This window comes from Magnetospirillum sp. LM-5, assembly GCF_902729445.1.
Lineage (GTDB): Bacteria > Pseudomonadota > Alphaproteobacteria > Rhodospirillales > Magnetospirillaceae > Magnetospirillum.
Genome location: NZ_CACVCE010000003.1, coordinates 109,901 through 132,259, shown reverse-complemented (window position 1 = coordinate 132,259; position 22,359 = coordinate 109,901). Strand labels below are relative to the sequence as shown.

At 65.6% G+C, this 22,359-nt stretch carries 20 protein-coding genes and 1 pseudogene; 9 read left to right on the top strand and 12 right to left on the bottom strand.

Annotation, left to right across the window (positions count from 1 at the left end; all coding sequences use genetic code 11):
• Positions 1 to 267, bottom strand: a 267-nt coding sequence (locus MTBLM5_RS02985; RefSeq protein ID WP_217424957.1) for a recombinase family protein, incomplete at its 3' end; no start/stop codon positions are given.
• A gap of 149 nt (positions 268 to 416) precedes the next feature.
• Here MTBLM5_RS02985 and MTBLM5_RS02980 point away from each other — a divergent pair.
• Both MTBLM5_RS02980 and MTBLM5_RS02975 read left to right on the top strand, forming a co-directional pair.
• Positions 417 to 668: an AbrB/MazE/SpoVT family DNA-binding domain-containing protein gene (locus tag MTBLM5_RS02980; RefSeq protein ID WP_068438256.1), complete on the top strand. Its 252-nt coding sequence runs from the start codon at positions 417 to 419 to the stop codon at positions 666 to 668.
• Positions 661 to 1,062: a type II toxin-antitoxin system VapC family toxin gene (locus MTBLM5_RS02975; RefSeq protein WP_173974305.1), complete on the top strand. Its 402-nt coding sequence runs from the start codon at positions 661 to 663 to the stop codon at positions 1,060 to 1,062. The genes MTBLM5_RS02980 and MTBLM5_RS02975 overlap by 8 nt, the downstream gene beginning before the upstream one ends.
• 113 nt (positions 1,063 to 1,175) lie before the next feature.
• On the opposite strand, the pseudogene MTBLM5_RS02970 reads toward MTBLM5_RS02975, so the two are convergent.
• Positions 1,176 to 2,093 (bottom strand): annotated as a pseudogene (locus tag MTBLM5_RS02970) (aldehyde dehydrogenase family protein); the annotation flags it as partial.
• A 10-nt stretch (positions 2,094 to 2,103) separates the two neighbouring features.
• Positions 2,104 to 3,783: a thiamine pyrophosphate-binding protein gene (locus MTBLM5_RS02965; protein WP_173974303.1), complete on the bottom strand. Its 1,680-nt coding sequence runs from the start codon at positions 3,781 to 3,783 to the stop codon at positions 2,104 to 2,106.
• Between the two features lie 111 nt (positions 3,784 to 3,894).
• On the opposite strand from MTBLM5_RS02965, the gene MTBLM5_RS02960 reads away from it, so the two are divergent.
• On the top strand, positions 3,895 to 4,200 hold the full coding sequence (locus tag MTBLM5_RS02960; protein WP_173974302.1) for a hypothetical protein: 306 nt from the start codon (positions 3,895 to 3,897) through the stop codon (positions 4,198 to 4,200).
• Here the strand turns inward: MTBLM5_RS02960 and MTBLM5_RS02955 are convergent.
• Entirely contained in the window at positions 4,181 to 4,678 is a 498-nt protein-coding gene (locus MTBLM5_RS02955) for a CinA family protein (RefSeq protein WP_173974301.1), read from the bottom strand. The genes MTBLM5_RS02960 and MTBLM5_RS02955 overlap by 20 nt on opposite strands.
• Positions 4,675 to 5,103: a phosphatidylglycerophosphatase A gene (locus MTBLM5_RS02950; protein ID WP_173974300.1), complete on the bottom strand. Its 429-nt coding sequence runs from the start codon at positions 5,101 to 5,103 to the stop codon at positions 4,675 to 4,677. The genes MTBLM5_RS02955 and MTBLM5_RS02950 overlap by 4 nt, the downstream gene beginning before the upstream one ends.
• 266 nt (positions 5,104 to 5,369) lie before the next feature.
• Here MTBLM5_RS02950 and MTBLM5_RS02945 point away from each other — a divergent pair, with 266 nt between their 5' ends.
• Entirely contained in the window at positions 5,370 to 6,314 is a 945-nt protein-coding gene (locus MTBLM5_RS02945) for a substrate-binding domain-containing protein (RefSeq protein WP_173974299.1), read from the top strand.
• An 11-nt stretch (positions 6,315 to 6,325) separates the two neighbouring features.
• Positions 6,326 to 8,860 (top strand): ATP-binding protein, encoded by a 2,535-nt coding sequence (locus tag MTBLM5_RS02940; RefSeq protein ID WP_173974298.1) that lies wholly within the window; start codon positions 6,326 to 6,328, stop codon positions 8,858 to 8,860.
• On the opposite strand, the gene MTBLM5_RS02935 is transcribed toward MTBLM5_RS02940, so the two are convergent.
• From MTBLM5_RS02935 to dapA, 3 genes are read right to left on the bottom strand one after another with little or no spacing between them, the layout of a single operon-like run.
• Positions 8,861 to 9,505: a sulfite oxidase-like oxidoreductase gene (locus MTBLM5_RS02935; protein ID WP_173974297.1), complete on the bottom strand. Its 645-nt coding sequence runs from the start codon at positions 9,503 to 9,505 to the stop codon at positions 8,861 to 8,863. It lies immediately after the preceding gene.
• 7 nt (positions 9,506 to 9,512) lie between these two features.
• The gene (gene smpB, locus MTBLM5_RS02930) at positions 9,513 to 9,974 is read right to left on the bottom strand and encodes an SsrA-binding protein SmpB (protein WP_068503683.1); all 462 of its coding nucleotides are present in this window, start codon (positions 9,972 to 9,974) and stop codon (positions 9,513 to 9,515) included.
• Positions 9,975 to 10,016: 42 nt separating this feature from the next.
• On the bottom strand, positions 10,017 to 10,889 hold the full coding sequence (gene dapA, locus MTBLM5_RS02925) for a 4-hydroxy-tetrahydrodipicolinate synthase (RefSeq protein WP_173974296.1): 873 nt from the start codon (positions 10,887 to 10,889) through the stop codon (positions 10,017 to 10,019).
• 150 nt (positions 10,890 to 11,039) lie between these two features.
• Here dapA and MTBLM5_RS02920 point away from each other — a divergent pair, with 150 nt between their 5' ends.
• Together MTBLM5_RS02920 and dnaE are read left to right on the top strand one after the other, a co-directional pair.
• Positions 11,040 to 13,007: a lytic transglycosylase domain-containing protein gene (locus MTBLM5_RS02920; RefSeq protein WP_254430880.1), complete on the top strand. Its 1,968-nt coding sequence runs from the start codon at positions 11,040 to 11,042 to the stop codon at positions 13,005 to 13,007.
• A gap of 6 nt (positions 13,008 to 13,013) precedes the next feature.
• A complete protein-coding gene (dnaE, locus tag MTBLM5_RS02915) occupies positions 13,014 to 16,478 on the top strand; it encodes a DNA polymerase III subunit alpha (protein WP_173974295.1) in 3,465 nt (1,154 codons plus the stop codon).
• A gap of 90 nt (positions 16,479 to 16,568) precedes the next feature.
• Here dnaE and MTBLM5_RS02910 read toward each other — a convergent pair whose 3' ends face one another.
• The gene (locus tag MTBLM5_RS02910) at positions 16,569 to 17,303 is read right to left on the bottom strand and encodes a proteasome-type protease (RefSeq protein ID WP_173974294.1); all 735 of its coding nucleotides are present in this window, start codon (positions 17,301 to 17,303) and stop codon (positions 16,569 to 16,571) included.
• A gap of 109 nt (positions 17,304 to 17,412) precedes the next feature.
• Here MTBLM5_RS02910 and MTBLM5_RS02905 point away from each other — a divergent pair, with 109 nt between their 5' ends.
• Entirely contained in the window at positions 17,413 to 20,349 is a 2,937-nt protein-coding gene (locus MTBLM5_RS02905) for an L-glutamate gamma-semialdehyde dehydrogenase (protein ID WP_173974293.1), read from the top strand.
• On the opposite strand, the gene MTBLM5_RS02900 is transcribed toward MTBLM5_RS02905, so the two are convergent.
• From MTBLM5_RS02900 to MTBLM5_RS02890, 3 genes are all read right to left on the bottom strand, one after another.
• Positions 20,327 to 20,518 (bottom strand): DUF2892 domain-containing protein, encoded by a 192-nt coding sequence (locus tag MTBLM5_RS02900; RefSeq protein WP_173974292.1) that lies wholly within the window; start codon positions 20,516 to 20,518, stop codon positions 20,327 to 20,329. The two genes, MTBLM5_RS02905 and MTBLM5_RS02900, sit on opposite strands and share 23 nt — an antisense overlap.
• A 71-nt stretch (positions 20,519 to 20,589) precedes the next feature.
• A complete protein-coding gene (locus MTBLM5_RS02895) occupies positions 20,590 to 21,264 on the bottom strand; it encodes a Crp/Fnr family transcriptional regulator (protein ID WP_254430879.1) in 675 nt (224 codons plus the stop codon).
• Positions 21,261 to 21,773 (bottom strand): glycine cleavage system protein R, encoded by a 513-nt coding sequence (locus MTBLM5_RS02890; RefSeq protein ID WP_173974291.1) that lies wholly within the window; start codon positions 21,771 to 21,773, stop codon positions 21,261 to 21,263. Before MTBLM5_RS02890 ends, MTBLM5_RS02895 begins: the two co-directional genes overlap by 4 nt.
• A gap of 115 nt (positions 21,774 to 21,888) precedes the next feature.
• Between MTBLM5_RS02890 and MTBLM5_RS02885 the strand changes: the two genes are divergently transcribed.
• Positions 21,889 to 22,338: a cytochrome c gene (locus MTBLM5_RS02885; RefSeq protein ID WP_173974290.1), complete on the top strand. Its 450-nt coding sequence runs from the start codon at positions 21,889 to 21,891 to the stop codon at positions 22,336 to 22,338.
• The last annotated feature ends 21 nt before the right edge of the window (positions 22,339 to 22,359 follow it).

Here is a 22,359-nt window from a genome sequence, read left to right as displayed (position 1 = left end):
TAGGTTTGCAATGAACGCGACGTTCCGAGCCAATCTGTCCAGCTTGGCGATAACCAGCGTTGCTCCTGTCCGCCGGCAATGGGTCATGGCCGCTGCAAGTTGGGGGCGATCGTTCTTCTTGCCTGATTCGACTTCGATGTAATCGGCAATTGATTCTCCGTCGTGGCGACGTAGATACTCGCGCACTGCCGCCTGCTGGGCATCGAGACCCAGACCAGAACGCCCCTGTTTCACCGTTGAAACTCTGTAGTAAGATACGCAGCGCACCGACAAAACCTCAATTTATAAAACCGCCTAACGTCCGTTAGCGGGTTTTATATCATAAAAATATGGGCGAGAGCGACCGCCATTGCAGGAATTGAGGTCAGCTGTCGAAAGTGGCATAATGATGAAAATGACATCATGAGCGTGAAAATATGAACGAGATGCACGTCACCATGGCAGCCAATGGCCGTATCGTTGTCCCGTCACAGGTTCGGTCGAGCCTCGGCATGGAAAAGGGTGGTGGCTTTGTAATGACAGTGGATGAGAGGGGCACAATCCATCTCGAACCGCTGCGCAATGTTATCGCCCGTGTCCAGGATGAGGTGAGGGGCTACATCCCCGACGATGTCGATCTGGTTGACGAGCTGTCAGCCGACCGTCGGCAGGAAGCAGCTCATGAGTAAAGTCGTCCTCGACGCCTCAGCCCTTCTGGCCCTCATTCATCGCGAGACCGGGCAAGAGGTTGTGGCGGACGCGTTGGTCGAATCCGTCATCTCTGCCGTCAACCTGGCCGAGGTCATCGGCAAACTGGCTGAACGCGGCGTGCCCCTCGATCGAGCAGAAGCAATCGCTCTGTCTTTCGGCATCGAAGTTGTCTCACTTGATGCTGGCCTCGCCGCGAGGGCAGGCCAGCTTCGCCCGAGCACCAGATCTGCGGGGCTATCGTTGGGTGACCGCTGTTGTTTGGCAACCGCCATGGCGTTGGGGCTGCCGGTGCTGACCGCCGAAGCGGCCTGGGAACCGCTGGCGGATACACTCGGCATCGAGGTTCGGAATATCCGGCCACGGGGACATTGAGCAGAGATAAGATTGGAGGCGCTTTGAAGGCCGCCTCAATCCCTGCACGCATGTGAGTTCCTGTTTCGTACGACCTTAGCGTACAAGGTATGCACTTTCGTTAGGTGACCCCCATAGGCCGCCTTCAGGCGGTCCATCACCGTATCCAGGATATCGTGGTGGACGATCAGCCGGCGCAAGCTGGTGCAGCGCTGGCCGGCGGTGCCGATGGCGGCGAACAAGATGGCCCGCACCGCCAGATCCAGGTCGGCCGACGGGCAAAGGATGGCCGCGTTGTTGCCACCCAGCTCGAGCAGCGAGCGGCCCAGGCGGGCGGCCACCCGCGGGGCCAGCGCCCGGCCCATGGCGGTCGAGCCGGTGGCCGACAGCAAGGCCACGCGCCGATCGTCGGCCAGCGTGACGGCGGCGTCGCGACCGGCCGGAACGACTTCGCATAATCCATCAGGAATGTTGCCGAACATATTGGCAGCACGTAAGAAAAGTGCTTTGCAGGCCAATGCTGTCAAGGGTGTCTTCTCGGACGGCTTCCATACCAGGGCGTTGCCGCAGACCAGGGCCAGGGCGGCATTCCACGCCCATACCGCCACCGGGAAATTGAAGGCCGAGACGATGCCGACCACCCCCAACGGGAGCCAGCTTTCCATCAAACGGTGATGGGGGCGCTCGCTGGCGATGGTCAGGCCGTGTAATTGCCGCGACAGGCCGACGGCGAAGTCGCAGATATCGATCATCTCCTGCACTTCGCCCAGGCCCTCTTGCAAGATCTTGCCGGTCTCCAGGGTCACCAGCAGGCCCAGATCGTCCTTGTGGGCGCGCAAGGTCTCGGCGAAACGGCGGACCAGTTCGCCACGCCGGGGCGCCGGCACCGTCTTCCAGGCGGCGAAGGCGGTTTGGGCGCGGCCGATGGCGGCGTCGATATCGCCCGCCGGCACCCGCCCCATCGGGGTGCCGTCGATGGGGCTGGTGACACGGATATCGCCGTATTCCGGCAGCTCGACACCCAGGCGGGACAAGAGCGGGGCGACATCCATGGCGGTTTCCTTATGGCCGGCCCGACGCCGTCGCCTTGGCCCGGATGGCCGACAGGGTGGTCCGGGTGGTGATGGCCTCGGGGTCGAGAACGAGGTGCAGCAAGGCCAGCCGTCCGGCCCGGCTGGCCGCCAGGGCCTGATCGAAGGCCGGGGCGAACTGGTCGGTGGCGGCGACCCGGGCCGACCAGGCGCCATAGGATGCCGCCAAGGCGGCGAAATCCGGATTGGCCAGGTCGGTGGCCAGGGCGCGGCCGGGATGGGTGGCCTCCTGGTGCATGCGAATGGTTCCGTACATGCCGTTATCGATCACCAGCACCACCGGGGCCAATCCGTGCAGCTTGGCGGTGGCCATTTCCTGCGCGGTCATCAGGAAACAACCGTCGCCGGCGAAGGCCAGGACGATGCGGTCGGGATGCAGGGCCTTGGCTGCCAGCGCCGCCGGCAGGCCATAGCCCATCGAGCCGTTGGCCGGCGCCAGCTGGGTGCCGAAGCGGCAAAAGCGGCGGAACCGCTGGACCCAGCCGGTATAATTGCCGGCGCCGGTGCAGAGGATGGCATCAATGGGCAGACGGTCTTGGATTTCGGCCATCACCCGGCCCATATCCAGCCCACCGGGGCAGGGCTGGGGGATCAGGTTGGCCTGGTATTCGGCCCGCAGCTCGGCCGCCCAGCCGGCCCAGGCCGGTTCGGCGGGCGGCAGCAAGCCGGCGGCCCGGCGGGCGAACGGTAGCGGCGCCGCCGGGATCGCCACGGTCGGGCGGAACACCCGGCCCAGTTCCTCGGGGGCCGGAAAGACGTGGACCAGGATTTGATCCGGCTCGGGCGCCTTGACCAGGGTGTAATTGTGGGTGTCGATCTCGCCCAGCCGGGTGCCGATGGCCAGGATCAGGTCGGCCTCGCGCACGCGGCGATCCAGGCTGGGGCTGATGGAAAAGCCCAACTCGCCGACATAGCAGGGGCTGTCATTGTCCAGGATGTCCTGGCGGCGGAAGGCGGCGGCGGTCGGCAGGCCCCAGGCCTCGACGAAGGTGCGCAGGTGGTCCGCGGCTTCCTGGCTCCAGCCGCCGCCGCCGACGATGGCCAGCGGGCGCTTGGCCGCGCCCAGCAATTCGACCATCCGATGGATCTGGCAATCGCCCGGATGCGGCCAGGCCCTGGGCAGCGGGCCGACATCCTGGGCCTTGGCGGCTTCGGCCAGCACGTCCTCGGGCAGGATCAACACTACCGGGCCGGGCCGGCCACCCTGGGCGGCGGCAAAGGCGCGAGCCACCGCCTCGGGGATGCGGGCTGGGTCTTCGATCTGCTCGACTCGCTTGGCCAGCGGGGCGAACATGGTCCGAAACTCGACTTCCTGGAACGCCTCGCGGCCGATATTGGGGCGGTCGACCTGACCGATCAGCAGCACCATCGGAGTGGAGTCCTGGAAGGCGGTATGGATGCCGACGGCGGCGTGGGTCGCCCCCGGTCCACGGGTGACGAAGCACACTCCCGGCCGGCCGGTCAGCTTGCCCATGGCCTCGGCCATATAGGCCGCGCCGCCTTCGTGGCGGCAGGTCAACAGGCGCAGGCGGTCGCGGCGGTCCAGGGCCGCGTCGATGAACGGCAGGAAGCTCTCGCCGGGGACCATGGTGACCCACGCGGCCCCCTGGGCAATCAAGGAATCGGCCAGAATTTCGCCGCCGGTACGCATGGGACGGATCCTTTGCTATGATGATCGGCCATGGTCGGCCGGCCATCGATGGCCGTCAACCGCACACTTGTCCAAGATGGTGTCGGGACCTGACGGCCAAAAGGAGGAAACGTGGCGGATTGGGATGCGCTCGGGGACCGGATCGTCAAGGCCAAGGGCGGCGACGCCCAATTGGATACGGATTTGTGCCTGGCCGTGGGGGTCTCCGTCCAACCGGTTACCGAATCGGTCGATGCGGCGCGTGCCCTGGTGCGTGAAGGCGCGCCCGGCTGGCACCTTCATATCGGTTTCGACGCCACCGGGCTGTTTCCCTATGCGGCTTTGACCCAGGGCGACACCCATGTCGACGCCAGCGCCACCAGCGTCCCCCTGGCCTTACTGGGCGCCCTGGCCAAGGTCAGGAATTTGCCGCAATGATCGTCAGGCTCAGGGCGGTGATCGCCGCCTGACGGCGCACGGCATCGCGGTCTCCCTCGAACACCTGGCGATGATGAATGACGTCGCCGCCGCGCCGCAGGGCGGCGAAGTGGACCAGCCCGACCGGCTTGGCAGCCGAGCCGCCGCCGGGTCCGGCGATACCGGTGATCGCCACCGCGACATCGGCGTCCGAGCGGTCGATCGCACCGGTGGCCATGGCTTTCGCCACCGCCTCGCTGACCGCGCCCTCGGCATCGATCAGGCCGGGGGCGATCCCCAACATCGCAGCCTTCGCCTGGTTCGAATAGGTGACGAAGCCGCATTGGACCACCGCCGACGATCCGGCCAGCGAGGTCAGCGCCGCAATCACCAATCCGCCGGTGCAGGATTCGGCGGCGGCGAAGCGCAAGCCCCGCTGGGCCAGGGCGTCGAGGGTCTGGCGGGCCTGGGCCAAAAGGTCGGCGGGCAGCAGCGTCATGGCAGGCTCCACCACAGCGAGGCGACCGCCAGGATCAGCGCCCCGTAAAGGGCGGCCAGGATGTCGTCGGCCATCACCCCCAGGCCGCCGCCCAGCGTCCGGTCGGCCCACGAGGCCGGCCATGGCTTCCAGATGTCAAGCAGGCGAAACAGCAAGAATCCGGCCAGATAGGGCAGGGGCTCTGCCGGAACGGCGGCCAGCACCAGCCATTGGCCGGCGACCTCGTCGATCACCACTTCCTGGGGGTCGTCGCGGCCGGTGCGGCGCACATAAACCGAGGCGGCCCACCACCCGCCCAGGGTGCATACCGCGGTTGCCGCCAATAGCGCGGTCGTGCCGCCCCATAGAGCCAGCCCCCAGGCAAACGGAACCGCAGCCGCCGAGCCCCAGGTTCCCGGCGCCCTTGGTAGCAAGCCCGCGCCCATCCAGGTCGAGAGCAGAAACGCCGGATGCCAAACCGGCAAAAGATTATTGGGGATGGTCAGCGCGGCCTCCTGGAAGGGGGGTTAGGAGAAAATCCAACCTCAATCACAGTACTCTGGGTTGGGGAATTATCGGTCCCTAATACTTTTCCTTAGTCCCTGCCTCGTTTGCAGGCATTGGGCGCTTTGCCTAACCATGCAACAGTGGTACAGGGTTGAAAAGAGGGGGCGACTTTCCTGTGCGGCGGATTCTGACGGTTAGCGCGATCTTGTTCGGTTTGGCCGGGGCGGCCCATGCCGCGCCTGAACTGGGCGGTCGTCCCTTCAGCCCTCCCGGCGACGAAGTCGTCATGCCCGATGGTTGGGACAAGAAGAAAATTCAGCGCCCCGATGGCGCCGACCTTGCCCTTGCCATCGACCAACAGCTTTATCCGGCTTTGCTGCCGCTGGTCCAAGCCTTTTCGCGTCAGACCGGACTGAAGATCGCCATCCAGGAAGGGACCTGCGGGGTGGCGGCCGGCGCGCTTTCCGAGCGTAGCGCCGACATCACCGGCATGTGCTGCCCGCCTGGTCCGTTGGATCGGCTGCCCGGCGTGCGCTATCACACCATCGGCATCTCGGCGATCGCCTTGATCGTCCACCCGGCCAACCCGCTGACCGATGTCACCATGGATCAGGCGCGCCGGCTGTTCGGCGGCCAGACCCGGTCCTGGGCCGACCTGCCGGTCAGCGGCATGGTGGCCGGCCCGGCCTCTGACGTGCGCGCGGTAACCCGATTGCATTGCAAGCCGCGCCCCGGCCATTGGCGCCTGTTGTTGGACAACGAGAACCAGTTCAGCCAGGAAATGCACGAAGTCCCGGCCATTCGCGACATGATCGCCGAAGTGGCGCGCAGCCGCACCGCCATCGGCTACGAGACCTTGTGGCACATCGCCGACAATGCCCGGCTGGGCGTGGTCAAGCCGCTGAAGCTGAACGGGCTTGATCCGGCCGACCGCAAAAGCCTCGCGCAGGGGCGCTATCCGTTGTATCGGGTGATGAACATCACCTCGTGGAGTGGGACGGCCGCCGATCCCCGGGCGGCGAAATTGGCCGCCTGGCTGGTGGACAACGCGCCCGCCCTCGATCCGGCGTTCGGCATCGTGCCGGCGCAGGAATTGCGAAGCCGCGGTTGGTCGTTCGACGGCGACGAAATCGTCGCCCCGCCGAAATAGGGGCGGCGGCCATGCGGCGGTGGATGATCGGCCGGTCCAGTCTGGTGTCGAGCTTCCTGTTCGGTGGGTTGGTGGCGACGGCCTTGCTGTGGTGGGGCCTGGATGTCCGCTTCACCGCCGAGATCGGCGCCCTGACGCACAAGGCACTGGAAGTCGAACTGGAAGACGAGGCGCGGCAGGATCGCATGCGGTTCGACCAGTCCTTGCGCGCCCATTTCACCTTCGCCCGTCTGTTGGGCGGCACCCGATCGGTCGCCCGTCATGTGGAAGCCATCGCCGGCCGGCCGGCCGGCCCGCCGAGCGTTCTGGAAAGCGAGCCGGACTGGTTGCCGCCGCGCGTCGATCGCCGGGCCTTCCCGTTGATCAATTTCCTGGTCGTGATCGGCAAGGACGGCACGATCCGCGAGGTGGTGTCGCTGACCGGCGACGCTATTCCCGTTGGTTTGTACGCCCTCGAGGGGCGTCTGATCGAATCGGCCTCGCACCAGGCCTATGTCACCCGCATCGGCGCCATGCCGGTGGTCCTTTCGGTGGCGGCATCGGGCGAGAAGGGCGATAGGGTCGCGCTATTGTCGCGCCTGGATTCCCGCTTTCTCGCCTTCAACTCGATTGCCAGCGCGCGCCCCGACCATGTCATCGCCATCAGCGAAGGGCGCGAGCGGGTGGTGGTGGCCAGCAGCGATCCCAGTTTGGTGGCGCCGGGGGCGTCGCTGGCGGCCCTGGCCGCCGACTGGCTGGTCCTGGGGATGGAATTCTTCGATTACGGCTCGTCCGAGGTGGTCGCCAATTTTTCGACCCTGGTGAGCCGGCGGCTGGTTGAACACCGCGTCCAGCCCCTGCTGGACCAGGAGCGGACCCAGCGAACGGTTCTGGCCGGGGCCATGAGCAGCCTGTTATTGGTGATTTTGGCCGGCTTGGTCTTTCGCCTGCGGGCGACGATCCGCCGTGTCGATCAGGTCACCCGCCAGGTGTTCGACATCGCCGTCGATGAGTATCGCGGCGGCGATGAATTGGCCGAACTGGTCAACAAGGTCGAGGTTCTGACCGGCGAGGTCATGAGCTCACGCGATCGCCTGCGTGACGAAGAAGCCGAGCGTCTGCAATTGGCGACGGCACGCATGGCCATCGAGGCGGAAAACGACCGCCTGCGCCTTTTGCAGGTGGTCACCGACCTGCTGGGTGTCGGGGTCATCCGCACCACCCCCGACGGCGCTGTTGCCGAGAACGCGGCGATGGTCGGCTATCAAGCGGCCTGCGGCGGCCTGCAGCCTTTCCTGGACGCCATCGCCCGGGATTCCTCGGATCTGGTGGTGGTGGACGGGAACGGCGAACGCCGGGTGTTCGAATTGCGCCGCGCGTCCGGTCCGTCGTTCGAGATGCTGCTGGTCACCGACGTCACCGCCCGGCGCCGAATCGAGGACGAGGTCCGCACGCTGGCGCTGTTCACGGCGCAAAGCCCCTATCCGGTCCTGCGGGTCGACCAGGACGGCACCATTTCCCACGCCAATCCGGCCAGCACCACCTTGCTGGAGGAATGGCGGACCTCGGTGGGCCAGCGCGTCCCGGACCTGTGGCGGCGGCGCATCGGCGACGTCTTGCGCGGCGCCCCGCGGGCCATCATCGAATGCGACATCGGCGGGCGGACCTTGGCCTTGACCCTGGTCCCCATCGTCAATGGCGGCTATGTCAACGTCTACAGCGCCGATGTCACCGCCCGTGTCGAGGTCGAACGCATGCTGGCCTCGGCCAACGAAGGCCTGGAACGACGGGTCGCCCAGCGCACCGCCGACTTGCTGTCGGCCAAGGAACAGGCGGAAATGGCCAGCCGGGCCAAGACCGAGTTCCTGGCCACCGTCAGCCACGAATTGCGCACGCCGTTGAACGCGATCATCGGTTTTTCCGAGGTCATGGCCAGCGCCCTGTTCGGACCGCTGGGAAGCGCCAGGTACGAGGGCTATGCCGGCGACATCCTGGATTCGGCTCGCCATCTGCTGGAGGTGATCAACGACATCCTGGACGTTGCCAAGATCGAATCCGGTGAAATGGAATTGCATTTCGAAGAGGTCGATCTGACCGAGCTGATGGCCGCCGCCGTGCGGCTGGTCGAGGGGCGGGCCAGGAACGGCAGCGTGTGTCTGCTGACCAGCATTGGCGGCAATGTGCCGCTGGTGTGGGCCGACCGGCGCCGGATCTTGCAGATCCTGGTCAACCTGTTGTCCAACGCCGTCAAGTTCACCCAGGCCGGCGGCACGGTCTCGACCGCCATCGAGGCGACGGCGAACGGCGTCGTCATGAAGGTCACCGACACCGGCATCGGTATGAACGATGCCGAAGTCGCCGTCGCGCTGCAGCCGTTCCGCCAGGTCGATGGCTCGCTGGCGCGTCGATTCGAGGGAACCGGCCTGGGCCTGCCGCTGGCCAAGTCGCTGACCGAACTGCATGGGGGCGAATTGAAGCTGGTCAGCGCCCGCGGGGTCGGGACCGAGGTGACGGTGGCTCTGCCGCTGACCGCCGTGGGCCGGGAAACCCTGGCGACCGCGGTTTGATCACCGGTAACGCTCTTCCTCCCACGGGTCGCCGACATCGTGATAGCCACGCAGTTCCCAGTAACCGGGGCTGTCCTTCTCCATGAAGGTGATGGCGCGCAGCCACTTGGCGCTTTTCCAGAAGTAAAGCTTGGGGATCACCACCCGCACCGGGCCGCCATGTTCGCGGGTCAGCGGCAGGCCTTGCCAGGAATGGGCCAGCATGACGTCGCTGTCGGCGAAATATTCCAGCGGAACATTGGTGGTGTAGCCGTCGAAGCTGCGAAACATCACGAACTTCGCCTGCGGCTTGGGTCGGACCAGGGCCATCAGGTGCAGGGCAGACACCCCGGTCCAGCGGCTGTCATACATCGACCAGGTGGTGACGCAATGGATGTCGGTGACGAAATCCGTCTGCGGCTGGGCGCGGAACTGATCCCAATTCCAGGTCAGCGGGGACTCGACGGCGCCGGACACGGTCAAAGACCAGTCGGTGGTCGATAGATTGGGGTGGATGCCGAGATCCAGGACCGGCCAGTCGTGGGTCAGATGTTGCCCCGGCGGCAGGCGGTCGCGGTTGCGCCGGCCGGTCAGGCCACGGCGCTCCTCGACCCACTTTTCCTTGGTGGCGATCAGCTTGTCGTTGGTCTTCCCGTCATCGGACATGGGGGCCTCATCCCTTGTCGCGCAGCACTCGCGCCTTGTCGCGGTTCCATTCCCGCTGCTTGATCGCCTCGCGCTTGTCGTGGGCCTTGCGGCCCTTGGCCAAGCCCAGCAGGACCTTGGCGATGCCGCGATCGGTGAAATGGATGTCCAGCGGCACCAGGGTCATGCCTTCCTTGGCGATGGCGCCCGACAGCTTGCGCAGCTCGCGGCGATGCAGCAGCAGCTTGCGCGGGCGCCGGGTCTCGTGCGGGAAGGGCATCTTCGACTGGTATTCGGGGATATAGGCGTTGTACAGCCACAATTCAGCCCCGCCGGGGCCGGCATAGGCCTCGTTGATGTTGCCCTTGCCGGCGCGCAACGACTTGACCTCGGTGCCGACCAGCATGATGCCGGCCTCGACCGTGTCCACGATGGTATATTCGTGGCGGGCCTTGCGGTTCTGGGCGGCGATGTGGGCGGGCAGGGACATGGCGGGGGTGGCGGGGGCGCGGGGGCCCCCGTCCTTTCAGTGTCAGATCAGGCCGACCTGCTTCATGGCGGCGGATACCTTGGCGCGGGCCGCCTCGGTAGCCTCGACCATGGGCAGGCGGACGTCGGGCAGGGACTTGCCCAGCAGGCTGGCGGCGTACTTCACCGGGGCCGGGCTGGTTTCGCAGAACATGGCATCGTGCAGCGGCATCAGACGGTCGCGGATGGCGAAGCAGGTGGCCAGGTCGCCCTTCTGCCAGGCTTCGTGCATCTGGGCACACAGCTTCGGCGCCACGTTCGAGCTGACCGAGATGCAGCCAACGCCGCCCTGGGCCAGGAAGGCGGTGGCGGTGGCGTCCTCGCCCGACAATTGGCAGAACGTGTCGCCCAGGGCGACGCGCATCTGCAGCGGCCGGGCCAGGTCGGCGGTGGCATCCTTGACGCCGACGATCTGCGGAATCTTGGCCAGGCGGGCGAAGGTCTCGACGGTGATGTTGACCACCGAGCGGCCGGGGATGTTGTAGACGATGATCGGCAGATCGACCGCCTTGGCGATGGCCTCGTAATGGCGGAACAGGCCTTCCTGGGTCGGCTTGTTGTAATAGGGCGCCACCACCAGCGCGGCATCGGCGCCGGCCTGCTTGGCATGACGGGTCAGGGCGATGGCTTCGTCGGTCGAGTTCGAGCCGGTGCCGGCGATCACCGGGACCTTGCCCTTGGCGACCTCAAGGCACAGTTCGACCACCCGCTTGTGTTCCTCGTGCGACAAGGTCGGCGATTCGCCGGTGGTGCCGCACGGAACGACGCCGTGGCTGCCTTCGGCGATCTGCCAGGCGACGAAGTCCTGGTACGCCTTCTCGTCCACGCTTCCGTTGCGGAAGGGGGTGATGAGGGCGGTGATCGATCCCTTGAACATGGCCTTATCCCTAAAGATTTGGGTGATGCGTTTCGAACCGGCGACATTACAGGCAAGGCACCGGCTGAGCAAGTGCCGCCATCTTGTCTTGCGTGCGACACCGGAGCTTCCCTAGAATGCCCGCCCGGGTCTTTACCGATGGGAGCGGCGTTGAGGGGGTTCATCTATTCCGTGCTGGCGGCGATGTTTGCGGTTTCGGCCATTTTGCCGGCCGCTGCCGGGGAAATCGCCGTCGCCGAACGTCCGCTTTATCAGCAGGTCTTCGCCGCCGCCCGCAAGGACCGCTTCGGCGAGGCCGAACGATTGGCCATGCAGTCCCATAACCGCCTGCTGGCCAAGCTGATCCGCTGGATGACCTATTCCAATCCGCGTTCGGGGGCAAGTTTCGAAGAGATTTCCTCGTTCGTCGAGACCTCGCCCGATTGGCCGCTGATGGGGTCCATCGGCCGCCGCGCCGAAGAGGCCATCGGCCCGGCCACGCCGGCCGACCGGATTCTGTCCTGGTACCAGACCCGCGAGCCGGTGACGTCCGACGGCGCCATGGCGCTGGCCAAGGCCTTGCTGGGCAGCGGCCAGACCGAGCGGGCCGTCGCTCTTTTGCGCAAGACCTGGGTCGAGGGCTCGTTCGGGGCGATGCAGGAACGCCAGTTTCTCAGCCAATATTCCGACTATCTGCAGCCCGACGACCATTGGCGCCGCCTGGATCGTCTGTTGTGGGACAAGCAGGACGGCCCGGCCGGCAACATGCTGCTGAAGGTCGATGTCGGCCACCGCCAACTGGCCCAGGCCCGATTGGCGCTCCAGAACGCCAAGGCCAATCCCGAGCCGGCCATCGCCGCCGTCCCCAAGGAATTGAAGAACGATCCCGGCCTGATCCTCGACCGCGTGCGCTGGCGCCGCCAGAAGGACATGGACGAGGACGCCATCGATCTGTTGAGCCATCCGTCCCGCAATCAGGTCCGTCCCGACCTGTGGTGGCAGGAACGTTCGATCCTGGCGCGCCGCGCCCTGCAGAAGGGGCTGATTTCAAGGGCCTATCAGGTTGCCGCCGATCACGGTCTGGATGCCAAGGCCAGTCAGTTCGGCGAGGCCGAGTTCCTGGCCGGCTGGATCGCGCTGCGCTTCCTTGATGACCGCGAGACCGCCATGGGCCATTTCCTGCGCCTGTGGGAATCGGCGGTGACGCCGCTGAATCGCTCGCGCGCCGCCTATTGGGCCGGCCGCACCGCCGAAACCTTGAAGGACGACCGTGCGGCGCGTGAATGGTACAGCCAGGGGGCGCGCTATTTCACCGCCTATTACGGCCAGTTGGCGGCATCCCGGCTGGAAGATCATCGCTGGCCGTTGCCGCCGGACCCGCAGCCGTCCCCCGACGACCGCAAAAGGTTCGAGTCCCGCGAATTGGTGCGTGCCATCCGCATCATGATCGAGATGGGCGAGCGCGAGCATCTGCGCGCCTTCTTCATCCGCCTGAACGAAGTGGCGCAAAGCCCGGGGGAACGCACCCTGGTCGGACGGATGGCGCTGGATGGCGGGCGGAACGATCTGGCGGTCGCGGTGGCGCGCCGTGCCGATCGCGATAGCGTGTTCCTGGTCGATGCCGGCTGGCCGATGCCGGCGATCTCGGGCGACGACAGCCCGGAACAGGCCCTGGTCCTGGCCCTGATCCGTCAGGAAAGCGGCTTCATCACCGACGCGCAGTCACCTGTAGGGGCGCGGGGATTGATGCAATTGATGCCGGCGACCGCCAAGAAGGTGGCGCAATCCATCAAGATGGCCTTCCATCCCGGCCGATTGGACGACCCGGACTACAATGTCCGTCTGGGCCGGGCCTATCTGGCCGACATGATTTCCGATTTCGGCGGCTCCTATGTGCTGGCGCTGACCGCCTATAACGCCGGGCCGTCCAGGGCCAGGCGCTGGATCAAGGAATATGGCGACCCGCGCGAGGCCAATATCGACGTGGTCGATTGGATCGAAATGATCCCGTTCACCGAAACCCGCGGCTATGTCCAACGGGTGATGGAAAGCGTGTCGATCTATCGCCGCAAGCTGGGTCGCCACGACGGCATCTCGTTCGAGGACGATCTGAAACGCTGGGCGCGGCGGGCGGGATAGGCCGTCATGCCCAACCACGCCGATTTCGTCCATCTCAGGGTCCACACCGCCTATTCGCTGTCGGAAGGCGCCATCAAGATCAAGCAGCTGACCAAGCTGTGCGAGAAGATGAAGATGCCGGCGGTGGGCATCGCCGACACCGGCAATCTGTTCGGCGGGCTGGAATTCTCGACCTCGTGCGCCGATGCCGGCATCCAGCCGATCATCGGCTGTCAGGTGGCGGTGCGCCGCGATGACGGAGCGCCCTCGAAGGACGGGCGCAAGCCCAATCCCGATTGGCTGGTGCTGCTGTGCCAGAACGAGACCGGCTATTCCAACCTGCTGAAGCTGGTGTCCAAGGCCTATCTGGAAACCGATGCCGGGGAAACGCCGCAGGTGCGGCTGTTGGACCTCGAGGCCCATTCGGCCGGTCTTTTGCTGCTGACCGGGGCCGGCGGCGGCCCCGTCAACCGCCTGTTGACGGAAGGCCAGGCCGACAAGGCGGAAATCCTGCTGGTCCGCCTGGCCCAGGCCTTTCCCGGCCGCACCTATGTCGAACTGCAGCGCCACGGCATCAATGCCCAGGACCGGGTCGAGCCGGCACTGGTCGAGCTGGCCTATAAGCATGGGCTGCCGCTGGTTGCCACCAACGAGCCGTTCTTCGCCGACCGCGCCATGTACGAAGCGCACGATGCCCTGATCTGCATCGCCGAGGGCGCCTATGTCGCCCAGGAAGAGCGCCGCCGCCTGACGCCCGAGCATTATTTCAAGAGCCCCGAGGAAATGCGGGCGCTGTTCGCCGATTTGCCCGAGGCCTGCGACAATACGCTGGTGGTGGCCAAGCGCTGCGCCTTCATGGTGTTCAAGCGCAAGCCGATCCTGCCGCCTTATCGCATGGATGGTCTGACCGAGGCCGAGGTCTTACGCAAGAAGTGCCTGGAAGGGTTGGAAGCCCGGTTGGAAAAGCACGTCTTCCAGCCCGGCATGACCGACGACGAGAAGGAACACGCCGCCAAGCCCTATCGCGAGCGCATCGAGTACGAAATCGGCGTGATCGAGCAGATGGGCTTTCCCGGCTACTTCCTGATCGTGTCGGATTTCATTCAATGGTCGAAGGCGCACGACATACCGGTCGGCCCGGGCCGTGGTTCGGGCGCCGGCTCGGCGGTGGCGTGGGCGCTGACCATCACCGATCTCGACCCGTTGCGCTGGGGTTTGCTGTTCGAACGCTTCCTGAACCCCGAACGCGTGTCGATGCCCGACTTCGACATCGATTTCTGCCAGGACCGCCGCGAAGAAACCATTCGCTATGTCCAGGACAAATACGGCTACGCCCAGGTCGCCCAGATCATCACCTTCGGTAAATTGCAGGCCCGTGCGGTGCTGCGCGACGTCGGCCGCGTGCTGCAGATGCCGTACGGACAGGTCGATCGCATCTGCAAGCTGGTCCCCAACAATCCGGCCAATCCGGTAACCCTGGAACAGGCCTTGGAGGTCGAACCGCAGCTCAAGGAAGCCCGCGAGCGCGACGAGGCGGTCGGCCATTTGATCGATCTGGCGATGAAGCTGGAAGGGCTTTACCGCCATGCCTCGACCCACGCGGCCGGCGTGGTGATCGGCGATCGCTCGCTGGACGAACTGGTGCCGCTTTATCGCGATCCCCGGTCCGACATGCCGGTGACCCAGTTCAACATGAAGTGGGTGGAAGCGGCCGGCCTGGTCAAGTTCGACTTCCTGGGCCTTAAGACCTTGTCGGTGATGATCACCGCCATCAAGCACATCAAGAAGGTCACCGGCACCGAGGTCGATCTGTCGGCGTTGCCGCTGGATGACCAGCATTCCTACGAACTCTTGACCCGGGGCGACACCGCCGGCGTGTTCCAGCTGGAAAGTTCGGGCATGCGCGACGTGCTGCGCAAAATGCGGCCGAACCGGCTGGAAGACCTGATCGCCGTGGTGGCGCTGTATCGCCCCGGCCCGATGGACCAGATTCCGCGCTACATCGCCTGCAAGCACGGGCTGGAGCAGCCGGATTACATGCATCCGTTGCTGGAGCCGATCTTGAAGGAAACCTTCGGGATCATGGTCTACCAGGAACAGGTGATGCAGATCGCCCAGGTGCTGTCCGGCTATTCGCTGGGCGGCGCCGATCTGTTGCGCCGCGCCATGGGCAAGAAGATCAAGGAAGAGATGGAGGCCCAGCGCAAGGCCTTCGTCGATGGCGCGGTGGCGCGCGGCGTCGATGGCGACCAGGCCTCGATGATCTTCGACAAGGTGGCGAAATTCGCAGAATACGGCTTCAACAAGTCGCACGCGGCGGCCTATGCGCTGATCGCCTATCAGACCGCCTGGCTGAAGGCCAACCATCCGGCCGAGTTCATGGCGGCGACCATGACCTACGAAATCAGCTCGACCGACAAGCTGAACGCCTTCCGACAGGAACTCGACCGGCTGAAAATCAAGCTGTTGCCCCCCGACATCAACAAGTCGCGCGCCGATTTCTCGGTGGAAAAGCTGCCCGACGGCACCTTGGCGGTGCGCTATGCCCTGGCGGCCTTGAAGAATGTCGGTGAGGGCGCGTGCCGATCCATCGCCGACGAACGCGACCGTGGCGGTCCCTACAAGGATCTGTTCGATTTTGCCCGCAGGCTGGATACCAAGCAGCTGAACCGCCGCCAGATGGAAAACATGGTCCGGGCCGGCGTGTTCGACAGCCTGGAAAAGAACCGTGGCAAGGTGTTCAAGAATGTCGAATCGCTGATGCGCTTCGCGGCGGCCGAGGCGGAAAGCCGCGGCTCGCAGCAGATGAGTCTGCTGGGCGGCAACGTTGCCCCCGCACCCAAGCTGGAAAACGCCCCCGACTGGTCACCGCACGAGAAACTGAGCCAGGAATTCGACGCCATCGGCTTCTATCTGTCGGCCCATCCGCTGGACGCCTTCGCCAAAAGCCTGAAGCGCCTGGGCGCCTTGAAGATCACCGAGTTGCCGCGCCATCTGCAGGCCGGCGGCAAGGGGCGGGTGAAGCTGGCCGGCAATCTGTTGTCGAAGCAGGAACGCACGTCTGCCAAGGGCAGCCGCTACGCCTTCCTGACCCTGTCCGACGCCTCGGGCATGTTCGAGGTCACCTGCTTCTCGGAAGTCCTGAACACCACCCGCGAATTGCTGGAAGCCGGCGGTCCGCTGCTGCTCGAGGTCGATGCCCGCCTCGAAGACGAGCAATTGCGCCTGACCTGCCAGCGCATCGCCTCGCTGGACCAGGAGGCGGCCAAGGCGGCCGCAGGCCTGCGCATCACCATCCGCGACGAGGCGCCGCTGCCCGCCCTGGCCGGGCTGGTCGAGAAGGAAGCGCGCGGACGCAACCGCATCACCATCGTCTCACAGATCGGCAACCGCGAGGTCGAAATCGGGCTGAAACAGACCATCCAGCTCAGCCCGGCCTTCATGGGGGCGCTTCGCTCGGTGTCGGGCATCGTCGAGGTCGAGGAAATCTAAGTTTGTCCGTACGGCCCGTGCCGGGCCCGCTCACACGCCGCGCGGGCTTGGCGCATGTTCCGCTCCGACCGGGTCAGACCGGGAAATGCGCTAGATTTCCCACGGCGGGTCGGGCAGGCGCTGGAACAATTCGCGGATGCCCTTGCCCCAATGGGTGCGCAAGTCCTCGAAATAGGGGTCGTGGTCGCGCACCACCTGATGGGTGGCGACCTTGAAGGTGTCCTTGCGATAGACCAACAGATCGATTGGCAGGCCGACCGTCATGTTCGAACGGATGGTCGAATCCAGCGATACCAGGGCGCATTTGGCGGCGCTGGTCAGGTCGGTCTTGGTGTTGACCATGCGGTCGATGATCGGCTTGCCGTATTTGGTTTCGCCAATCTGGAAATAAGGGGTCTCGGGCGTCGCCTCGATGAAATTGCCGGCGGCGTAGATCATGAACAGGCGCGGTTCTTCGCCCTTGATCTGGCCACCCAGGATCAACGAGATGGTGAAATCCACCCCGGCTTCCTTCAAGGCCTTGCCGTCATGGTGATAGACCTGGCGCACCGCCTGGCCGACCAGCCGGGCGGCGTGCTGCAGTGAATCGACGTTCAGGACGCTGTGGTCGGTGGCGTCAGCGCGGACGTTCTGTTCCAGGATCGCCACCACCGCCTGGGTGATCGCCAGGTTGCCGGCGCTCAGCAGCACGATCAGGCGGTCTTCGTCCTTTTGCCACACCCGCATCTTGCGATAGGTCGAAATGTGGTCGACACCGGCATTGGTGCGCGAGTCGGACGCCAGAACCAGGCCCTCGTCCAAGGCCATCGCCAAACAATAGGTCATCTTCGGTCACTCTCCCCCGTATGAAACCGGATTCTTGATGCAAGCGGCATGCCCGCCGCCCCTTGAACGACAGCGATTGGTATCGCACATCCGAAGAAAGGGGGCCACCATGTCCGATCGCCACCCGATCATCACCGCTCATCACCAGGACGAAGCCGCCTGCCTGCGGGAATTGCTGGCCCAGGTCGCACTGCCGCCGGCCGGTGTGCAGGACCGCGCCGCGCAATTGATCCAGGCGGCCCGCAACCGGCCGCCGGCTCTGTTCGACGCGTTCTTGCAGGAATTCAGCCTGTCCAATGCGGAAGGGGTCAGCCTGATGGTGATCGCCGAATCGCTGCTCAGGATTCCCGACGGCGCCACCATCGACGCCTTGATCGAGGACCGGTTGGGGCATGGGGACTGGCATCGCCATCTGGGCCATTCACCATCGCGGCTGGTCAACGTTGCGGCCTGGGGGCTGGCGACCGGGGCTGACCTGCTGCACCATGCCGGCCTGGCGGCGCGGCTGGGCGAGCCGGTCCTGCGGGCGGCCTTGGCGCAAGCGGTGCGCTTGCTGGCCCGCCAATTCGTGATGGGGGGCACCATCGAGGACGCCCTGGCCCGGGCCGATCCCAGCTATCGCTATTCCTTCGACATGCTGGGGGAAGGGGCCAGGACCCAGGCCGATGCCGATCGCCATTTCGACGCCTATGCCGAGGCCATCGCCGCCATCGGCCGGACATCCGGCGGCCAGGGGCCGATTGTGGGGCCGGGCATCTCGGTCAAGCTTTCGGCCCTGCATCCCCGCTTCGAGGCGGCGCAGACCGAGCGGGTTCTGGCCCAGTTGGTGCCCCGCCTGGCCGAACTGGGGCGCCTGGCCCACGGTGTCAATGTCGGGTTGACAATCGACGCCGAGGAGGCCAGCCGCCTGCATCCGACGCTGGATGTCCTGGAGCGCCTGGAATGGTGGGACGGGCTGGGGCTGGCGGTTCAGGCCTATCAGAAGCGGGCCCGGGCGGTGTGTGGCTATTTGGCGGACATGGCCCGTGGACGGGGCGTTCGCCTGGTGGTGCGCCTGGTCAAGGGCGCCTATTGGGACGGTGAGATCAAGCGGGCGCAAGAGGCCGGCCTGGACACCTATCCGGTCTTCACCGACAAGGCGGCCACCGATTTGTCCTATCTTGCCTGCGCGCGCATTTTGTTCGATGCCGAAACATTCATCTATCCGGCCTTCGCCACCCACAATGCTTTGACCATCGCCACCATCGAAGCCTTGGCCGGGCCGCGCACCGATTGGGAGTTCCAGCGCCTACACGGCATGGGCGAGCGGATCTACGAGCAAATCGCCCCCAGCCAGCCCTGCCGGGTCTATGCCCCCGTGGGTCTTCACCATGATCTGCTGCCCTATCTGGTCCGGCGTTTGTTGGAAAACGGCGCCAACGGATCGTTCGTCAATGGCGTGGTTGACAAGAATGCGCCCATCGACAGTCTGATCCAGGCCCCGCACCAGGCCTGCGGCGGCGGCTTGCCGGAACCGTCCGTGATGTTTGCCCCCGAGCGGCGGGCGGCGGCGGGATGGGACCTGTCCGAGCCCGATATCCGGGCGATGATGGAAGGCCATGCCGCCTCCCGGCCCGACCATCCCAGCCCGCCAACCTCGGCACCCACCGATGTCAACCATGCGGTTGACGCAGCGGCCGCGGCGTCCGGGTCCTGGGACCGACTGGGTGGCGAAGGACGGGCGGAACTCCTTGAAAAGGCGTCGGATCTTGTGGAAGCGGCGGCCCCGGACCTGATCGCCGGTCTGGTCCACGAGGCCGGCAAGACCATCCCCGACGCCATCGCCGAACTGCGCGAGACGGTCGATTTCCTGCGCTATTACGCCGTGCAGGCGCGGAAACATTTTGGGGGCGATATGGTTCTGCCGGGGCCGACCGGCGAAAGCAACCGGTTGCGACTGAAGGGCAGGGGGGTGTTCGCCGCCATCAGCCCGTGGAACTTCCCGCTCGCAATCTTCGTCGGCCAGGTGGCGGCGGCCCTGGCCGCCGGCAATGCCGTGGTCGCCAAGGCAGCACCGCAGACGCCCAGGATCGCCGCCCGCGCGGTCGATCTGTTGCACCAAGCCGGGGTGCCCCGGGACGCCTTGCATCTGGTGACCGGGGGCGTCGAAATCGGCCAGGCCCTGATCGACCATCCCGGTGTGGCCGGGGTTTCCTTCACCGGGTCCACCGCCACCGCCCAGGCGATCAATCGCCGGCTGGCCGCCAGGGCGGGGCCGATCATTCCGCTGATCGCCGAGACCGGCGGCATCAATGCGGCTATCGCCGATTCCTCGGCCTTGCCCGAGCAATTGGCGGACGACGTCATTGTCTCGGCCTTTCGTTCGGCCGGCCAGCGCTGTTCGTCGGCGCGAATCCTGTTCGTGCAAAATGAGACTGCGAAAACGGTCGAGCGGCTGCTGGCCGGGGCTGCGGCCGAGCTGCGGCTGGGACCGCCCTGGCAATTGGCGACCGATATCGGCCCGGTGATCGCCGCCGCCGCCCGCGACCGCCTGCAAGCCCATGCCGATTGGATCGGGCACCGGGCCACCCGATTGTTCGAATGTCCCATCCCCGATGGTCTGGCGGAGCTGACGATGTTCGGCCCCCGAGCCTTTCGCCTGGAAAATGCCGATCTATTGGGCGCGGAAGTGTTCGGCCCGATCCTGCACGTGGTGCATTTCGCCCGGTCGCACCTGGGGTCGGTCCTGGATTGGATCAATGCCAGCGGCTATGGCCTGACACTCGGCATCCATTCACGAATTGATTCGTTTTGGCAACAAGTGGCCCAGAACGTGCGCGTCGGCAACATCTATGTCAATCGCGGTCAGATCGGGGCAGTGGTTGGGGTACAGCCGTTCGGCGGCGAGGGTCTGTCGGGCACCGGCCCGAAAGCCGGCGGCCCGCACACACTGTTCCGTTACGCGATGGAAACGACCACCAGCATCAATCTCGCCGCCATTGGCGGCGATGTCGGATTGCTGACCGGTGGCCGTCAACCGACGTTTACGCCTTCCGGCAGGTCTTGATGCCCAGCGGCAGGTAGGCCGGGCACCAGCCGATCAGGCCGGTGGCCAGCGGCACCACGCCGATGAAGCCCCACGGGCCGATATAGTCGGTCAGGGCGGACACGGCGATCAGGCCGATACCAGCGACAATGCGAAGGATGCGGTCGATACCGCCAACGTTCTTGTTCATGATTGCTCCGACATCAAAATGGTTCAGTCGGGGCACTAGACCACAACGGGCGCCATCGCTCCGTGACTAGGTCACACACCGTCGGACAGGCTGGACAATCCCTTGGTGTCGCGGATCTCGACGCGGCCGCGATGCAGACTGACCCAGCCGCGCCGCTCGAATTCCTTGAGCTGGCGGCTGACCACCTCGCGCGCCGTGCCCAGTTCGACGGCGATTTCCTGGTGGGTGGCGCGGGCGGTGCCGCCGCTATCGGCATGCTGGCGCAGCCAGGCGGCCAGGCGGACATCGACGCGGCCGAAGGCCACTTCCTCGATCAACATCAAAAGGTCGCCGATCCGCGCCGCATAGGCCGAAAACACGAAATCCCGGAACGCTTCCGATTGCCCGAGAAGGGTGCGGAAGGTCGCGGCCGGCAGGACCAACGCGCGGACGTCGGTCTCGGCGATGCCCTCGGCGGCATAATCCTCGCGGGCGATCAGGCAATTGGTGGTCAACACGCAGGATTGGCCGGACTCAACGCGGTACAGCACGATCTCGCGCCCGTTCTCGGCGACCTTCTGCACACGGATCGAGCCGTCCATCACCAGGACGTAGCTGGAACATTCGGCGCCGTCCTGGAACAGCACCGTGCCGGCGGGAATGGCGGCAACACGGGCCGAATCGCGCAACAGACGGGCGCCCGCATTGTCCAGTTTGGCGAACTGGGGAAACGAGGCGACGATATCCTCGTCCATCGATCCGCTCACGCCGTCTCGATATGGCAGGTCAGGTGCAACTCGCCGGCGGTATTGGCCACCGTTGCCAGGCAGGCATCGGCCCGTTCCGTCAACGAGACGGCGAAGCGGGTGATGTAAAGCCCCTGTTCGGGAAGGCGCTGGGCGTCCATGCGCACGATGTTGGCCTTGAACTCGCCGAACACCTCGGACAGGCGGGCGACCAGGCCGGGGCGGTCGCCGCCCGACACCACCACCCGGTGGGTGATCCGCCCGGCCGGGCCGTGGGCGGAATCAAGGTCGAACGACCTGACCGAAATCTGCGCCGAGGCCAGTTCCGGCATGGCTTCCAGCGCGCCCTCGATCTCGAGGGCGTCGAACCCGGCCGGCAATTCGCAGATCGAGGTAAATTCGGCGCCGGCGCCCAGCATGGCGAAGCTGGTGTCGCCCAGATTGGCGCCAAGGTCGAACAGCCTGCCGGTGATCGCGGCGATCAGGCCGGTGCGGTCGGGGCAGAAGATCGAGATCAGGACGGTACTCATGTCAAAGGCCCGCAGCCGTGAAAAAACAGGCCCCATCATGCGCCTTGGACAGCGGATTGCAACCCACTACCGCAGGCGCGGCGGGGCCGTTATAGTTCGTGCCGGGAGGGCGGGAATGAAGCCGAAAATCGTGATTGGCCTGGTGGTGGCGGCTATGGTGGGGGGCGTCCTGGCATCGCGCCCGTGGCAGCGCTTCGGCCACGCCATCGACCCGCGCGACGTCCAGGCCGTGGCCCAGGGGGCCGACCTTTATCGCAGACATTGTGCCGAATGCCACGGCGCCGACCTGAAGGGCGAGCCCGATTGGCGGGTCCGCAAGCCCAACGGCGAATTGCCGGCCCCGCCGCACGACGAAACCGGCCACACCTGGCACCACAGCGATGAACAATTGTTCGCCATGACCAAGCACGGCATGAGCCGGTTCGCGCCGCCCGACTATCGTTCGGCCATGCCGTCCTTCGTCGGCCGGCTGACCGACCGCGAAATCCGCTCGGTCCTGGCCTATGTCAAATCGACCTGGCCGGCCGAGATTCAGGCCCGCCAGCAACAATTGAACTTACGGTGATTCCAGCTTTGCCGAAAGCTT

Coding starts and splice junctions, on each gene's coding strand:
- MTBLM5_RS02935 (WP_173974297.1), bottom strand. CDS start 9,505: ATGTCCGATGACGGGAAGACCAACGACAAGCTGATCGCCACCAAGGAA.
- MTBLM5_RS02890 (WP_173974291.1), bottom strand. CDS start 21,773: ATGAGTACCGTCCTGATCTCGATCTTCTGCCCCGACCGCACCGGCCTG.
- dnaE (WP_173974295.1), top strand. CDS start 13,014: ATGCCCAACCACGCCGATTTCGTCCATCTCAGGGTCCACACCGCCTAT.
- MTBLM5_RS02885 (WP_173974290.1), top strand. CDS start 21,889: ATGAAGCCGAAAATCGTGATTGGCCTGGTGGTGGCGGCTATGGTGGGG.
- MTBLM5_RS02940 (WP_173974298.1), top strand. CDS start 6,326: ATGCGGCGGTGGATGATCGGCCGGTCCAGTCTGGTGTCGAGCTTCCTG.
- MTBLM5_RS02950 (WP_173974300.1), bottom strand. CDS start 5,103: ATGGGCGCGGGCTTGCTACCAAGGGCGCCGGGAACCTGGGGCTCGGCG.
- MTBLM5_RS02905 (WP_173974293.1), top strand. CDS start 17,413: ATGTCCGATCGCCACCCGATCATCACCGCTCATCACCAGGACGAAGCC.
- smpB (WP_068503683.1), bottom strand. CDS start 9,974: ATGTCCCTGCCCGCCCACATCGCCGCCCAGAACCGCAAGGCCCGCCAC.
- MTBLM5_RS02910 (WP_173974294.1), bottom strand. CDS start 17,303: ATGACCTATTGTTTGGCGATGGCCTTGGACGAGGGCCTGGTTCTGGCG.
- MTBLM5_RS02965 (WP_173974303.1), bottom strand. CDS start 3,783: ATGCGTACCGGCGGCGAAATTCTGGCCGATTCCTTGATTGCCCAGGGG.
- MTBLM5_RS02955 (WP_173974301.1), bottom strand. CDS start 4,678: ATGACGCTGCTGCCCGCCGACCTTTTGGCCCAGGCCCGCCAGACCCTC.
- MTBLM5_RS02980 (WP_068438256.1), top strand. CDS start 417: ATGAACGAGATGCACGTCACCATGGCAGCCAATGGCCGTATCGTTGTC.
- dapA (WP_173974296.1), bottom strand. CDS start 10,889: ATGTTCAAGGGATCGATCACCGCCCTCATCACCCCCTTCCGCAACGGA.
- MTBLM5_RS02975 (WP_173974305.1), top strand. CDS start 661: ATGAGTAAAGTCGTCCTCGACGCCTCAGCCCTTCTGGCCCTCATTCAT.
- MTBLM5_RS02900 (WP_173974292.1), bottom strand. CDS start 20,518: ATGAACAAGAACGTTGGCGGTATCGACCGCATCCTTCGCATTGTCGCT.